General features: G+C 71.4%; 10 protein-coding genes and 1 tRNA gene. 8 read left to right on the plus strand and 3 right to left on the minus strand.

The window, feature by feature from the left end; genetic code table 11:
- Positions 1–261 precede the first annotated feature (261 nt).
- From ACFY30_RS17330 to ACFY30_RS17360, 7 genes are all read left to right on the plus strand, one after another.
- On the plus strand, positions 262–1,782 hold the full coding sequence (locus ACFY30_RS17330; RefSeq protein ID WP_390846017.1) for a methyltransferase: 1,521 nt from the start codon (positions 262–264) through the stop codon (positions 1,780–1,782).
- 439 nt (positions 1,783–2,221) lie between these two features.
- Positions 2,222–2,419, plus strand: a complete 198-nt coding sequence (locus tag ACFY30_RS17335) for a hypothetical protein (protein ID WP_390846018.1) — start codon at positions 2,222–2,224, stop codon at positions 2,417–2,419.
- Between the two features lie 304 nt (positions 2,420–2,723).
- A complete protein-coding gene (gene topA / locus ACFY30_RS17340; RefSeq protein ID WP_390846019.1) occupies positions 2,724–5,558 on the plus strand; it encodes a type I DNA topoisomerase in 2,835 nt (944 codons plus the stop codon).
- A 130-nt stretch (positions 5,559–5,688) separates the two neighbouring features.
- Complete coding sequence (tmk, locus tag ACFY30_RS17345; RefSeq protein WP_390846020.1) at positions 5,689–8,970, plus strand: dTMP kinase; 3,282 nt, start codon at positions 5,689–5,691, stop codon at positions 8,968–8,970.
- Between the two features lie 106 nt (positions 8,971–9,076).
- Positions 9,077–10,282, plus strand: a complete 1,206-nt coding sequence (locus tag ACFY30_RS17350; protein WP_390846021.1) for a DNA polymerase III subunit delta' — start codon at positions 9,077–9,079, stop codon at positions 10,280–10,282.
- A 149-nt stretch (positions 10,283–10,431) separates the two neighbouring features.
- Entirely contained in the window at positions 10,432–12,015 is a 1,584-nt protein-coding gene (locus tag ACFY30_RS17355) for an alpha/beta hydrolase (RefSeq protein ID WP_390846022.1), read from the plus strand.
- 106 nt (positions 12,016–12,121) lie between these two features.
- Positions 12,122–12,198 (plus strand) — tRNA-Thr (locus tag ACFY30_RS17360).
- A 245-nt stretch (positions 12,199–12,443) separates the two neighbouring features.
- Here ACFY30_RS17360 and ACFY30_RS17365 read toward each other — a convergent pair.
- Both ACFY30_RS17365 and ACFY30_RS17370 read right to left on the minus strand, forming a co-directional pair.
- A complete protein-coding gene (locus ACFY30_RS17365; protein ID WP_390846023.1) occupies positions 12,444–12,689 on the minus strand; it encodes a hypothetical protein in 246 nt (81 codons plus the stop codon).
- Between the two features lie 7 nt (positions 12,690–12,696).
- Positions 12,697–13,155: a hypothetical protein gene (locus ACFY30_RS17370; protein WP_390846024.1), complete on the minus strand. Its 459-nt coding sequence runs from the start codon at positions 13,153–13,155 to the stop codon at positions 12,697–12,699.
- Positions 13,156–13,817: 662 nt separating this feature from the next.
- Between ACFY30_RS17370 and ACFY30_RS17375 the strand changes: the two genes are divergently transcribed.
- A complete protein-coding gene (locus ACFY30_RS17375) occupies positions 13,818–14,402 on the plus strand; it encodes a DinB family protein (RefSeq protein ID WP_390846025.1) in 585 nt (194 codons plus the stop codon).
- Positions 14,403–14,504: 102 nt separating this feature from the next.
- Here the strand turns inward: ACFY30_RS17375 and ACFY30_RS17380 are convergent, their stop codons facing one another.
- A complete protein-coding gene (locus ACFY30_RS17380) occupies positions 14,505–15,065 on the minus strand; it encodes a DUF6196 family protein (protein WP_390846026.1) in 561 nt (186 codons plus the stop codon).
- Positions 15,066–15,230: the final 165 nt, after the last annotated feature.

Raw genomic sequence — 15,230 nt, forward strand, 5'->3', positions numbered from 1 at the left:
GGCCGCCGCCGTGTCGACTGCTGTGGCGGCGCGGGTGCGGGTGGTCCGGCGCCGGTCACGTGGTTCCCCGCGCCCCTCGGGGGCCGGAGCCGCGCCCCTGGGCCCCGCCCGGTCGTGGTTCTGCCCCGGCGGGCCGGCGTGGGCCGGTCGCGCGGTTGCCCGCGCCGACTCGGGCCGGGTTACGCCTTTTGCCCCCTTGCAGGTCGGCGTGAAACGGGTTGTGGGGCCGCGCGGGGGCGGGGGAGTGGGGACAATGGGTGCGTGAGTGACGCCACCCTGTCCCCCCTGCCCTCCGCCGACCGCCCCGACGTGGCCGCCCGGCTGCGCGAGGCCCTGCTCGCGGCCTCCTTCACCGCCGACGGCCTGCTCGACCTGCTCGGCGCCCCCGCCTACGCGGCCCTGGCCCGCAGCGAGACCGTGCCCGCCCTCCGGGCGACCCGCGGGGACACCCCGCTGGAGGCGCTCGTCCGTCTCTTCCTGCTCCAGCAGCCCGTGCCGCACGCGCGTGTGGCGGAGTTGCTTCCCGTGCACGCGTGCGTGGAGAGCGGCTGGCTGGCCCGGGTCGGCGCCGACGAGGTGGCCGCGACCGTGGACGTACGCCCGTACGGCGGACCGGACGGTGAGGACTGGTTCATCGTGTCCGACCTGGGGTGCGCGGTCGGCGGCGCCGGGGGCATCGGCAGCCGGAACGAGGGCGTCGTCCTCGGGGTCGGCGGTGCCTCCACGACGCTCGCCGGGATCACCGTCCGTACGCCCGTCTCCTCCGCCCTCGACCTCGGCACCGGCTCCGGGATCCAGGCACTGCACGCCGCGCAGCACGCCACACGCGTGACGGCCACCGACCTCAACCCGCGCGCCCTGCACGTCACCGCGCTCACCCTCGCCCTGTCCGGCGCCCCGGCCGCGGAGCTGCGCGAGGGTTCTCTCTTCGAGCCCCTCCGGAACGACGAACGGTACGACCTGATCGTGTCCAACCCGCCGTTCGTGATCTCCCCGGGCGCCCGGCTGACGTACCGGGACGGCGGGATGGGCGGGGACGATCTGTGCCGCTCGCTCGTTCAAGGGGCGGGGGAACGCCTGAACGAGGGCGGGTTCGCGCAGTTCCTCGCCAACTGGCAGCACGTGGAAGGGGAGGACTGGCAGGACCGGCTCAGGTCGTGGGTGCCGCGCGGCTGCGACGCGTGGATCGTGCAGCGCGAGGTGCAGGACATCACGCAGTACGCCGAGTTGTGGCTCAGGGACGCCGGTGACCACCGGGGCGACCGGGCCGAGTACCAGGCGCGGTACGACGCGTGGCTGGACGAGTTCGAGGCGCGCAAGGTGAAGGCCGTCGGCTTCGGCTGGATCACCCTGCGCAGGACGGCGTCCGCCGAGCCCGTCATCACCGTGGAGGAGTGGCCGCACCCGGTCGAGCAGCCGCTGGGCGACACGGTCCGCGCGCACTTCGAGCGGCTCGACTACCTGCGCGCGCGCGACGACGCGGCCCTGCTCGCCGCGCACTTCAGGCTGGCCGGCGAGATCGTCCAGGAGCAGGTCGGCATGCCCGGAGCCGAGGACCCGGAGCACGTCGTGCTGCGCCAGCACCGCGGGATGCGCCGCGCCACGGCGGTGGACACGGTCGGCGCGGGCTTCGCGGGTGTGTGCGACGGCTCGCTGAGCGCGGGCCGCATCCTGGACGCCATCGCCCAGCTGGTCGGGGACGATCCGGTGATGCTGCGCGACCGCACACCCGCCCAGATCCGGCTTCTGGTGGAGCAGGGATTCCTGGAACCGGCGGAGTGAACCCGCCCGCCGTCCGTCCGGGCTGAGACGCTCCTCACGGAATGCGCCCCTCCGTACATGGATCAAGTGATCGGAACCGTTCAGTCTTCCAGCAAATTGAGCGACGAGTGGGCGTCGGCAACTCCAAGGTGCCCGGGACGGCGGATTCACCAAGATCGGATCGTGTATACGGTCGGCCGCGCCGGCCGCATGAAGACGTCCGGAAAAACACCCACGCCTGTTCGGTGTGAGGCGCGTCGCAGCGTCATCGGTCCGCGCGAGGCGACGGGGTCGACGGCCGGGCCGCCCGTCCGCGTGCCCGGCGGCGGGCTCCGGCGGCGGCCCGCCGCCCCCGCCCGTAGGTCTGTCGTTCACCTCGGGTTCGCCAGGGCGCCGCCCGTGCGTGTCAGCCTCCCGAGGGCGAGGGACACGCAGGTGGAAGACAGGGGCGGGGACGATCATGGAGAGCGGGCCGGCGATCTTCGCTGGAATGGTGTTCGCCCTGTTCGGAGGCGTGCTGCTGGTGTGGACGGCGGTCCGTGTGCGGCACCGCGAACCCGTCGCCCAGGGGGTCGACCCGCTCGCTTCGGCGACCCTCGCGGCCCTCGCCGCGGTCGTCGCGCTCGCCCTCGGAACGTGGTGCTTCACCCGCCTCTGAATCCGTCTTCGGGCCGGTCTCCGAACCGGTCGTGGAGGATCTTGCCGGGACACCCGTTTGAAGCGCGTGAGCAGGGTCATGCCGGTAAAGGAGAGGACGCGTTCCGGTCCGGCGGAAAAAGACCGGTCGGCACTCCGGGCGGCAGGAATGGCGGTAGTCGGGTTACCGTTCGAGTGGCCGTTGCGGGCTTTTCCCGTTTGACACGGGGGCGGGATGTACCGTCACACTCCGCAGCGTCACCATGACCCGACCCCGGGAGCAAGGCCTGGGGAGGCCCCAGCGTCGACCGGAGAGAAGAGCGAAGTTGTCCCCGACCAGCGAGACCGCACAGGGCGGCCGCCGACTCGTCATCGTCGAGTCGCCTGCCAAGGCGAAGACGATCAAGGGCTATCTCGGCCCCGGATACGTCGTCGAGGCGAGCGTCGGGCACATCCGCGACCTCCCCAACGGCGCCGCCGAGGTGCCCGAGAAGTACACCGGCGAGGTCCGTCGCCTCGGCGTGGACGTCGAGCACGACTTCGAGCCGATCTATGTCGTCAACGCCGACAAAAGGGCCCAGGTCAAGAAGCTCAAGGACCTGCTGAAGGACTCCGACGAGCTCTACCTCGCCACCGATGAGGACCGGGAGGGCGAGGCGATCGCCTGGCACCTCCAGGAAGTGCTCAAGCCCAAGGTCCCGGTCAAGCGGATGGTCTTCCACGAGATCACCAAGTCCGCGATCCAGGCCGCCGTGGCCAACCCGCGCCAGCTCAACCAGCGGCTCGTCGACGCCCAGGAGACCCGCCGCATCCTCGACCGCCTCTACGGCTACGAGGTCTCGCCGGTCCTGTGGAAGAAGGTCATGCCGCGCCTGTCGGCCGGCCGTGTCCAGTCCGTGGCGACCCGGCTCGTCGTCGAGCGGGAACGCGAGCGCATCGCGTTCCGTTCCGCCGAGTACTGGGACCTGACGGGCACCTTCGCGACCGGCCGGGCGGGCGACCCCAGCGACCCGTCGTCCCTGCTCGCCCGCCTCCAGACCGTCGACGGCAGGCGGGTCGCGCAGGGCCGCGACTTCGACTCCCTGGGACAGATCAAGAGCGCGAACACCCTCCACCTCGACGAGGCGAACGCCCGGGCCCTCGCCGCCGCCCTGGAGAACACCCGCTTCTCCGTGCGGTCCGTCGAGTCCAAGCCGTACCGCCGCTCGCCGTACGCCCCGTTCCGTACGACGACGCTGCAGCAGGAGGCCAGCCGCAAGCTCGGCTTCGGCGCGAAGGCCACCATGCAGGTCGCGCAGAAGCTGTACGAGAACGGCTACATCACGTACATGCGTACGGACTCCACGACGCTGAGCGACACCGCCGTCGCCGCGGCCCGTGCCCAGGTCACGCAGCTGTACGGCGCCGACTACCTGCCGCCCCAGCCGCGCACCTACGCCGGCAAGGTCAAGAACGCGCAGGAGGCGCACGAGGCGATCCGCCCCTCGGGTGATCGTTTCCGCACGCCCGCCGAGACCGGCCTCACCGGCGACCAGTTCAGGCTCTACGAGCTGATCTGGAAGCGGACCGTCGCCTCCCAGATGAAGGACGCGACCGGCAACAGCGTGACCGTCAAGATCGGCGGCACCGCCGCCGACGGCCGGGACGTCGAGTTCAGCGCCTCCGGCAAGACGATCACCTTCCACGGCTTCCTGAAGGCCTACGTCGAGGGCGCCGACGACCCGAACGCCGAACTGGACGACCGCGAGCGCCGGCTGCCCCAGGTGAGCGAGGGCGACGCCCTCAGCGCCGAGGAGATCACGGTCGACGGGCACGCCACCAAGCCCCCGGCCCGCTACACCGAGGCCAGCCTGGTCAAGGAGCTCGAAGAGCGCGAGATCGGCCGCCCGTCGACCTACGCGTCGATCATCGGCACGATCCTCGACCGCGGCTATGTGTTCAAGAAGGGCACGGCCCTGGTGCCGTCCTTCCTGTCCTTCGCCGTGGTCAACCTCCTGGAGAAGCACTTCGGGCGGCTCGTCGACTACGACTTCACCGCCAAGATGGAGGACGACCTCGACCGCATCGCGCGAGGCGAGGCGCAGTCCGTGCCGTGGCTCAAGCGGTTCTACTTCGGCGAGGGCACGGTCGCGGGCGGCGCCGCCGACGCCGGCAACGGCGACGGGGACCACCTCGGCGGCCTCAAGGAGCTGGTGACCGACCTGGGCGCGATCGACGCGCGCGAGGTGTCGTCGTTCCCCGTGGGCAACGACATCGTGCTGCGGGTCGGCCGCTTCGGGCCGTACATCGAGCGCGGCGAGAAGGACTCGGAGGGCCACCAGCGCGCCGACGTCCCCGACGACCTCGCGCCCGACGAGCTGTCCGTCGAGTACGCCGAGGAACTGCTCGCCAAGCCGAGCGGCGACTTCGAGCTGGGTGCCGACCCGGTCAGCGGCAACCAGATCGTCGCCAAGGCCGGCCGCTACGGCCCGTACGTCACCGAGGTGCTCCCCGAGGGCACCCCGAAGACCGGCAAGAACGCCGTGAAGCCGCGTACGGCCTCGCTGTTCAAGTCGATGTCCCTGGACACGGTGACGCTGGAGGACGCCCTCAAGCTGATGTCCCTGCCGCGGGTCGTCGGCACCGACGCCGAGGGCCAGGAGATCACCGCGCAGAACGGGCGCTACGGGCCGTACCTGAAGAAGGGCACGGACTCGCGTTCGCTCCAGTCGGAGGACCAGCTCTTCACGGTCACCCTCGAAGAGGCGCTGGAGATCTACTCCCAGCCCAAGCAGCGCGGCCGGGCCGCCGCCAAGCCGCCGCTGAAGGAGCTCGGCCAGGACCCGGTCAGCGGCAAGCCGGTCGTCGTCAAGGACGGGCGCTTCGGGGCGTACGTCACCGACGGGGAGACCAACGCGACCCTGCGCTCCGGCGACAGCGTCGAGGAGATCACCCCCGAGCGCGGCTACGAGCTGCTCGCCGAGAAGCGCGCGAAGGGCCCCGCCAAGAAGACGGCGAAGAAGGCGCCCGCGAAGAAGACCGCGGCCAAGAAGGCGGCTCCGGCGAAGAAGGCGGCCGCCAAGAAGACCGCGGCGAAGAAGACCACGACGGCGGCGGCGAAGAAGACCGCCGCGAAGAAGACGACGGCCGCGCGGTCGGCGTCGGAGGACAGCACCGGCTGACGGGCCGTCGGCCACGCGTTCCCCACCGCGGCTTCACGAAACGAACGCCCCGGCATCACTTTGGTGTCGGGGTGGTCGTACGTGCGGACGGGCGCTCTTGACCGTCAGTCGCTGCCGATAGGCTGAAAGCATGACGCGAGCCGAGCAGCCAACGGCCCACCACCCGGCACCGGACGACGCCCTGGTGGCGGACTCCCGCGAGCGCGCCGTCCGCGCCCTGTTGCGCGAGCCGCAGCTGAAGCGGTTGTGGAGCGCGCAGTTGGTGGGCGGTGTCGGAGACGCACTCGCCCTCCTGGTGTTCGTCCTCCTCGTCCTCCAGGCGGCCATCGCCGAGGGCTCCTTCGGGGGCGGCTACCGGGGCGTGGCGTTCGCGGTGGCGACCGTGTTCGCGGTGCGGATCCTGGCCACCCTCCTCTTCGGCGCGGTCCTCCTGGGCCCGCTGACCTCGCTCACCTCCCCGGAAGGCCCGCTCGACCGCCGCTGGACCATGGTCGGCGCGGACGGGGCGCGCGCCGCCCTGCTGCTCGTCGCGCCTCTGTGGATCGACTGGACGCCCGACGACGCCCTCGCCTTCCTGCTGGTCACCGTCTTCGTGACCGGTGTCGCCGAGCGCCTGTGGACCGTCGCCCGGGAGAGCGCCGCCCCCGCCCTGCTGCCCGCCCCGCCGCTGGAGGGCGCGACGGTGCGGCCCCTGCCGGACCACATGGACGCCCTGCGCCGGCTGTCGCTGCGCACGGGCTTCGCGGCGATCCCGCTGGGCGCCGCCACCCTGATCGTCGCGGCCCTGGCCAACAATCTCCTGGGCACCGGGATCGACTGGTTCGACCAGCACCAGGCGGCCCTCGCCTCGTACGTCGCGGGCGGGCTCTTCGCCGGATCCCTGTCCGTCGTGGCCTTCCTGGAACTGCCGGCGGCGCGCACCCCGCGTCCGCGCTCCCCGCTGGAGGGGCTGCGCCGTCCGAAGACCGCGACGGGCGTCGACGCGGGCCGTACCGGCGCGATCCCGCTGCTGGTCCTCGCCTGCGCGGCCGTCGCCGCGTCGATCGCCGCCGCCGTCGCCGTCGCGGTGCTGCACGCCAAGGACCTGGGCGGCGGCCCGGTGCTGTACGGCCTGCTCGTGCTCGCGCTGACCGGCGGCGTCGCCGTCGGCGTCCGTACGGCGCCCAAGGTGCTGGTGTCGCTGTCGCGGCGCCGGCTGCTCGCACTCGCGATCGCCTTCACCGGCGTGGCCCTGCTGGCCGCCGGACTGGACCCCGACGTCACCAGCGTGCTGCTGATCACGGGGCTGGCCGGCGTCGGCGCGGGGGTCGCCGCGAACACCGGGCACGCGCTGCTCGACCAGGAGACCGAGGACAGCCGCCGCACGCGCACGACGGAACACCTGCACGCGGTGGTGCGGGTCGCCGTGGCGCTGGCCGCGCTGGGCGCCCCCCTGCTCGCGGCGCTGATCGGGCCGCACCGCCTGGAGAACGGCAGGTTCGTGTTCGCGCACGGCGGTGCCGCGTTCACGCTGATGCTGGTCGGCGCACTGCTGCTGCCGGTGGCCGCACTGGTCCTGGCCAAGGTCGACGACCGCTCCGGCGTCCCCCTGCGCCTCGACCTGCGCGACGCGCTCCTCGGGGGCGACGACCCGGCGGTCGCACCGGCCGCGAACGGCTTCTTCATCGCCCTGGAGGGCGGGGACGGCGCCGGCAAGTCCACCCAGGCCGAAGCGCTCGCCGAGTGGATCCGCGCCAAGGGCCACGAGGTCGTCCTGACGCGCGAGCCGGGGGCCACGCCCGTCGGCAAGCGCCTGCGCTCGATCCTGCTGGACGTGTCCTCCGCGGGCCTGTCGCACCGCGCGGAGGCACTGCTGTACGCGGCGGACCGCGCGGAGCACGTCGACACGGTCGTCCGGCCCGCCCTGGAGCGCGGCGCCGTCGTGATCACCGACCGGTACGTCGACTCCTCCGTCGCCTATCAGGGCGCCGGGCGCGACCTGTCCCCGACCGAGATCGCCCGGATCTCGCGCTGGGCGACGAACGGCCTGGTGCCGCACCTGACCGTGCTGCTGGACGTCTCCCCCGAGACCGCCCGCGAACGCTTCACCGAGGCGCCGGACCGCCTGGAGTCGGAGCCCGCCGAGTTCCACACGCGTGTGCGCTCCGGTTTCCTCACCCTGGCCGCCGCCGACCCCGGCCGCTACCTGGTGGTCGACGCGGGCCAGGAGCCCGAGGCCGTCACCGCCGTCGTACGCCACCGGCTCGACCGGATGCTGCCGCTGTCCGAGGCCGAGATCAAGGCCCAGGAGGAGGCGCGCCGCAAGGCCGAGGAGGAGGCCCGGCGCAAGGCCGAGGAAGAGGCCGCCCGCAAGGCCGAGGAGGAGCGCCTGGAGCGCGAGCGCCAGGAGCAGCTCGCCAAGCTGCGCGCCGAGGAGGAGGAGCGCAAGCGGCGCGAGCTGGAGGAGGCGCAGCGGCGCGAGGCCGAGCGCCAGGCCGAGGAAGCCCGCCGGCGCGCCGAGGAGGCACGCAGGCGTGCGGAGGAGGAGCGGCAGCGGCTGCTCGCCGAGGAGAAGGCCCGCGCCGAGGAGGAGGCCCGCCGCAAGGCGGAGGAGGAACGGCGCAAGGCCGAGGAGGAGCGGCGCCGCAAGCTGGCCGAGGAGGAAGCGCGCAGGCACGCCGAGGCCGAGGCGGCGCGCCTGGAGGAACAGCGCAAGGCCGAGGCGGCGCGTCTGGAGAAGCAGCGCAAGGCGGAGGAGGCGCTGCTGCGGGCCGAGGAGGCGCGGCGCGCGGCGGAGGAGGCCGCCGCGGCGGCGCAGGTCGGCCCCCGGCCGAAGCCGTCCGCCGCGGCCCCGGCGGCCGCGCCGGACGCGGCGACCGTCCCGACGCCCGTGGTCACGCCGACGAACGCGTCGGGCGGGCCGGTGGAGGAGACGGCGGTCCTGCCCCGGGTGCCGATGGGCAAGAAGCCGGGGGAGGAGACCACCCCGCTGCCCCGGGTGCGCATGGACAAGGACCCGGAGGAGCCCTCCCGGTCGTCCGGGCCGGAGGCCGGGGCGTCCGCGAAGGGGACCGACGCCGAGGTGACGGCGGAGCTGCCCCAGCCGCCGGCGCCGCCCGCCGGAGCGGCCGACGAGACGGCCGTACTCCCGCCGGTGCGCCAGGACGGTCCCGCGGACCGGGTACCGCCGGGCTACTTCCGCGACGAGCGCCAGGGCGCGGGCCCGGACGGCTCCGAGGACCGTACGCGCGAGCTGCCGCAGGTCGACGAGGAGGGCACACCCCGGCAGCGGCCGCGGCCGGACTGGGCCGAGGAGACTCCGCTGGACGACCTCCCCTCGCTCGCGGACGAACTGCTCGGACCGCACCGGGACGACGACGGGAGCGACGACGAGGGCCGGGGCGGCGGTCGCGGCCGGGGACGGCGGCGCTGAGCTCACGGGGGTCACGCGGCCGCTTCGGCCGGTGGCCCCCGTTGTCAGTGGGGGCCCGCACAATGGAACCGGCAGCGCGCAACGTGACGGAAGGGCGGCGTGACCCATGACCGTGTGGGACGACCTCGTCGGGCAGGAGAAGGTGAGTGAGCAGCTGGCCGCTGCCGCTCGGGACGCCGACGCGCTCGTCACCGCGGCCACGTCCGACGCCCCGCCGCCCGAGGCGTCGAAGATGACCCACGCCTGGCTGTTCACGGGCCCGCCCGGCGCGGGCCGCACCCAGGTGGCGCGGGCGTTCGCCGCCGCGCTGCAGTGCGTGAGCCCGGACCGGGCGCTCGGCGGCGCCCCCGGCTGCGGCTTCTGCGACGGCTGCCACACGGCGCTCATCGGCACCCACGCCGACGTCACCACCGTCGCCGCCGTGGGCACCCAGATCCTCGCCGAGGACATGCGCGACACGGTCCGCAAGTCGTACACCTCGCCGGCCACGGGCCGCTGGCAGGTCATCCTCGTCGAGGACGCCGAGCGGCTGAACGAGAAGTCAGCCAACGCCGTCCTGAAAGCCGTCGAGGAGCCCGCCCCGCGGACGGTCTGGCTGCTGTGCGCGCCCTCCCTGGAGGACGTGCTGCCCACCATCCGCTCCCGCTGCCGCCACCTGAACCTGCGCACGCCGTCCGTCGACGCCGTCGCCGACATGCTGGTACGGCGCGAGGGCATCGAACCCGCCGTCGCGGCGGCCGCCGCCCGGGCCACGCAGGGACACGTCGACCGGGCCCGCCGCCTGGCCACCGACCCGGCCGCCCGTGAGCGGCGCGCCGCGGTCCTCAAGCTGCCCCTCCGGATCGACGACATCGGCGGCTGTCTGAAGGCGGCCCAGGAGCTGGTGGACGCGGCGGCGGAGGACGCCAAGGTGCTCGCCGAGGAGCGGGACGGCAAGGAGACCGAGGAGCTGAAGGCGGCGCTGGGCGCGGCCCAGGGCGGCCGGATGCCACGCGGCACGGCCGGGGTGATGAAGGACCTGGAGGACAAGCAGAAGCGCCGCCGCACCCGCACACAGCGCGACAGCCTCGACCTCGCGCTCACCGACCTCACGGCTTTCTACCGCGACGTCCTCGCCCTCCAGCTCGGCTCCCGTGTCGCGATCGCCAACGCCGACGCCGAGGACACCCTGGAGCGCCTCGCCCGCGGCAGCAGCCCGGAGACCACCCTGCGGCGCATCGAGGCCATCGGCGCGTGCAGAGAGGCCCTCGACCGCAATGTGGCTCCCCTGCTGGCGGTGGAGGCGATGACGATGGCGCTGAGAGCGGGCTGACGGGCGCCCGGAGGCAGGGCTGCCGGGCCGGCAATGGGGCAGACGCAGGAGAGCGGGTGAGCGTCGCCCTGGGGTTGACGGTGTAGCTCATCCGTGGCTGTTCGCACACGGACGGCACTCGTCCCGTAGCTCAGAGTTAGGCTCGCTGGATGTACACCAGGCCCTTCCCCAGCAGGCCCCGACCCCGCGTCGCCCTCCGCGCCCTCGCCCTCCCCCTCGCCGCACTGCTGGCCCTCTCCGCCTGCTCCTCCGGGAGCGCGACGAGTTCCCCCGGCTCGGCGGCGCAGGCGGAACTGGCCGCGCTGCCGAAGGCGACCCCGTCGGCGCTGGCGCCGTACTACGGGCAGAAGCTGACCTGGCGCTCCTGCGGTGTCCCCGGCTTCGAATGCGCCACGCTGAAGGCGCCGCTGGACTACGCCCACCCGGACGCCGGTGACGTCCGGCTCGCCGTCTCCCGCAAGAAGGCGACGGGGCCGGGCAAGCGGCTCGGGTCGCTCCTGGTGAACCCGGGCGGGCCGGGCGCCTCGGCGGTCGGCTACCTCCAGGCCTACGCCGGTGTCGGCTACCCGGCACAGGTCCGCGCCCGGTACGACATGGTCGCCGTCGACCCGCGGGGCGTGGCGCGCAGCGAACCCGTGGAATGCCTCGACGGCCGTGCCATGGACGCGTACACGCAGACCGACACGACCCCCGACGACCGGCGTGAGACGGGCGAACTCGTCGACACCTTCAAGGAGTTCGCGGAGGCCTGCGGTGCGCACACGCCCAAGCTGCTCCGCCATGTGTCCACCGTCGAGGCGGCCCGTGACATGGACATCCTGCGGGCGGTGCTCGGGGACCGGCGGCTGTCGTACGTGGGGGCGTCGTACGGGACGCTGCTCGGGGCGACGTACGCGGGTCTGTTCCCGAAGCGGGTGGGCCGGCTGGTCCTGGACGGCGCGCTGGACCCGTCGCTGTCCGCCCGCCGGCTGAACCTGGAGCAGACGGGGGGCTTCGAGACGGCGTTCCGGTCCTTCGCGAAGGACTGCGTACGGCGGCGGGACTGCCCCCTGGGGAACAAGGTGAACGAGGTCGGGCCCCGCCTCAAGGCCTTCTTCACCAGGCTGGACCAGCACCCGATCCCCACCGGCGACGCCGACGGCCGCAAGCTGGGCGAGGCGCTCGCCACGACCGGCGTGATCGCCGCGATGTACGACGAGAGCACCTGGGAGCAACTGCGCGAGGCGCTGACCGCGGCGATCAAGGACAAGGACGGCGCAGGACTGCTCGCCCTGTCCGACAGCTACTACGAGCGCGATCCCGACGGCCGCTACGCGAACCTGATGTCGGCCAACGCGGCCGTGAACTGCCTGGACCTCCCGCCCGCCTTCGCCAGGCCCGAGCAGGTGGAGAAGTCCCTCCCGTCCTTCGAGAAGGCGTCCCCGGTCTTCGGCGAGGGCCTCGCCTGGGCCGCGCTGAACTGCGCGTACTGGCCGGTGAAGCCCGCCGGCGAGCCGCACCGCATCGAGGCGAAGGGCGCCGCCCCGATCGTCGTCGTCGGCACCACCCGCGACCCGGCCACCCCGTACCGCTGGGCCCGCTCCCTGAGCCGCCAGCTCGCCTCCGCCCGCCTCCTCACCTACGTCGGCGACGGCCACACCGCCTACGGCCGCGGCAGCAGCTGCATCGACTCCACGATCAACGCCTACCTCCTCCACGGAACGCCCCCGGCGGCGAAGAAGCGCTGCTCCTAGCCCCGCCCCACCCCCGGAGCGGCGCCCTCCGGGGGTGGTACGGAGCACCCCCGGAAACTGTGTAGACTTACCGACGTTGCTGATCGCACCATGGTGCGGACAGCGCGCCGCCTTAGCTCAGATGGCCAGAGCAACGCACTCGTAATGCGTAGGTCTCGGGTTCGAATCCCGAAGGCGGCTCCATCTCAACCCCAGGTCGGGCTTCTGACCTGGGGTTTTTTTGTTGCTCGTGCTGTCTGGTCCGCGCGAGAGCACGGCTACTGGTCTACGGCGACGGAATGCGCGGGTCCGGGGTTCGCGGGTGGATCGGGCCACGGAAACAGACGTATGGACGACGGCCGGCTGGCGGTGACAGCGGGCGAGCCGCCGCGCCGAACAGCGCGTCGGAGGGGCTCGGTGGAGCCTCATGCTTGGCTCCACCGAGGCGATCACATGCGTTCGGCCTTCTCCTTCGCCGTTCTCGTGATCCAGGACTGGCAGCCCCATCGGGCAAGTCCGCCCATGGTGAAGGACACGAGAATCGCTCCCCAGTCAATGACATGTGGCAGTCCGGGGAAGAAGGCGAAGAAGGCGAACGAGGCTACGAGGCCCACGAGGAACGCGGCGATCCCGGCCTGGCGTCGCCGTGCTTTCAACCCCTGGCCCGGATTCGGGTCCTTTTGCCGCTCGATCATGAACAACTCACTTCGTGATGTGGTGACACTGACTCACGCGCCGCACTCCGTTGACGTGGAGGTGGGCGCACGCCTTGCCATAACGAGTCAGTGTCTGGGGAGAGTTGTTCCGCATCGGATCGATCTTGCATTCGCTGTGCGTCACGCCACGCGATGTGCGGTAGGACCGGTTGTTGGTGTCGGCGTAGGTGAAGTCGATACGCCAGTTGCAGAAACCGCTGCTCATCGCTCCGACGAAAGCACAGTCGACTCCGGCGTTCTGGTATGTGATCTTCCTGCCGCTCCCTCGGATGATGTGTGTGAACATGCAGCCGGTCGGAATCTTCATCGTCACTCCGCCCACGTTGTACTCAAAGGTGCGCACGGGAGTCGACCCGATCGCGCCGGCTTGCGCACCGGTCGGCGTAGTGAGGACGAGTGCTCCTGCGGCGGCCAGAGCTGCGGTGAAGCGTGCGATGTGCTGCATGACCAAGGCAGTCCCCTTCTGGTGATCTCCTGATGAGCACCTGGGGAAACCACGCTCTGTAGCGGGCGGTTACAGGATTCACCGGCGATTCACTGTCATGTGTGATCAGAGAACGACCGGCTGACCAGAAGAAACGTTCATGACTTCCTGGATGGGCACTGCAGTTCGCAGATTCCCTGTTCCGGAAACGTGATGGAGGCGATCAGACGTCGCGGGGCTGGTGAGGCGAGTGCGGTGGCGTGTCGAGCTGTGGCTTCGGTGGGCGGGATGATGTTGATGCGCGCACTAGCCGGGACTTTCCGAACAGCTGGACAGCATCCTTTCTGTTGCGGAGTGGAAGCGGGCCGAGCTCGGGCAACTGGCTGAACAGGGATGCGAGGTGACCGTCAGCCTGTGTGGATTCTTCGGAAACGAATCCACTCTTACTTTTCAATCGGAAGAAATCGAGCGAATCGCACTTCCTGGATTCCCGCTCAGGGTGGCAGTGCAAATGAATGAACGCTGAGGGGGTGGATATTTGAGAGGTTGTCTCACGTGGCAAGTTTCGCGAGCTTCTTGTAGCAGCTCAGGGCGGCGGCCAGGCCAGACCTCGGCTCTGCCGTCGTTGCGGACCACGTACGGGATCTTGAGACCACGAGTAGCCCATGGCAGGCTCATGCCGCATGATCGATGAATTCGCGAAAGACAACCTGCACGGGAGACTGCGGCGGGACCGCAAGGCGCTGCTCTGGAAACTCGACGGCTTGTCCGAATACGACGCCCGCCGACCTCTGACAGCGACCGGGACCAACCTCCTCGGCCTGGTCAAACACGTGGCCACCGTTGAGGCCAGGTACTTCGGCGAGGTCTTCGACCGTCCTTCCCCGGAACCGCTGTCCCGTTGGCAGGACTACGACGGCAACGACCTGTGGGCGACCGCGGACGAGACCCGCGATCAGATCATCGCGTTCTACCGGCGCACGTGGGAACACTCGGACGCGACGATCAACGAGCTTCTCCTCGACGCCCCCGGCCACGTGCCGTGGTGGCCGGAGCCTTACTCCAACACGAACCTGTTCGCCGTCATGGTCCATGTCCTCGGCGAGTCCATCCGGCATACCGGGCACGCCGATATCCTGCGCGAGGGCCTCGACGGCCGGACCGGGGTGCGCGCCGAATACGAGAAGCAGATCGACGAGGAAGCCCGTGCAGCCTATTGCGCGAAGATCGAGCAGGCCGCCAGGTCGGCCGCACCGATCAAGGCTTAGAGGTTGTCTCACGTGACTTGGCGTTCGTGCGGCACGATGCCGGTCGTGGGTCACGGTGGTGGGGCGCCGTTCAGTGGATGGATCGGTGCCTGCCCATGCAGGTCAGCTGATTCGTAGGGTCTTGATGACAGCGATGGCCTGATCCAGCAAGTCGATGGGACAGCCCCAGTAGTCGTAGATGCCGCCGCGGGCGCGGTTGCTGCCGCAGACGACGAATACGCCGGTCCCCAGCTCAACCTTGAGGTGGGTGGCCAGCCAGCCGACGAAACCGCTGTTGTCCGCCTGATCGGCGAAGTGGAAGGAGAAGACTCCGAAGCGTTCGACGCCGTCACTCTCCTGGGTGAGCGGGACCAGGCGGCTCCAACTCTCCCGGTCCCGAACCACCGCCAGTGTCTCGCCGGTGAGTGCCGGCGGCTGGTCGGCCGGGGACTCTTCAAAACACCAGACGCCGTCGTGCACGACGAGGTCGGCCTGGGCGATCACACGGCGGAGCCGCTGCTCTGTCTGTTCCGCGGTTTCCCTACTCACACTGACCATCAGCCAGACTCCCTGATCTGTGAAGCCGTGATCCCACCCGGAGATCATCGCGCCTCGCCTCCCCTGCCGGAACGAAGCCTCCTGACAGGGCACCGTCGTCGCAACGCCCTCGCCCGTCTCCTCCATTTCACACGCGGCCTTCCCCCGTCACCGGAAGCTCCGACGAGCGAGATCGCGATGTCGCACGGTGGGCGGCCTGTCGCCGGTCATGGCTGGTGCGTGATCGCTCCTGATGGCGCCGTCGCCCAGTCGGACCAGCCGAGTCGGTGGGCCGTGTCGTGGAGAGGGGCG

The sequence above is a fragment of the Streptomyces sp. NPDC000345 genome, assembly GCF_042898825.1.
Classification (GTDB): domain Bacteria; phylum Actinomycetota; class Actinomycetes; order Streptomycetales; family Streptomycetaceae; genus Streptomyces.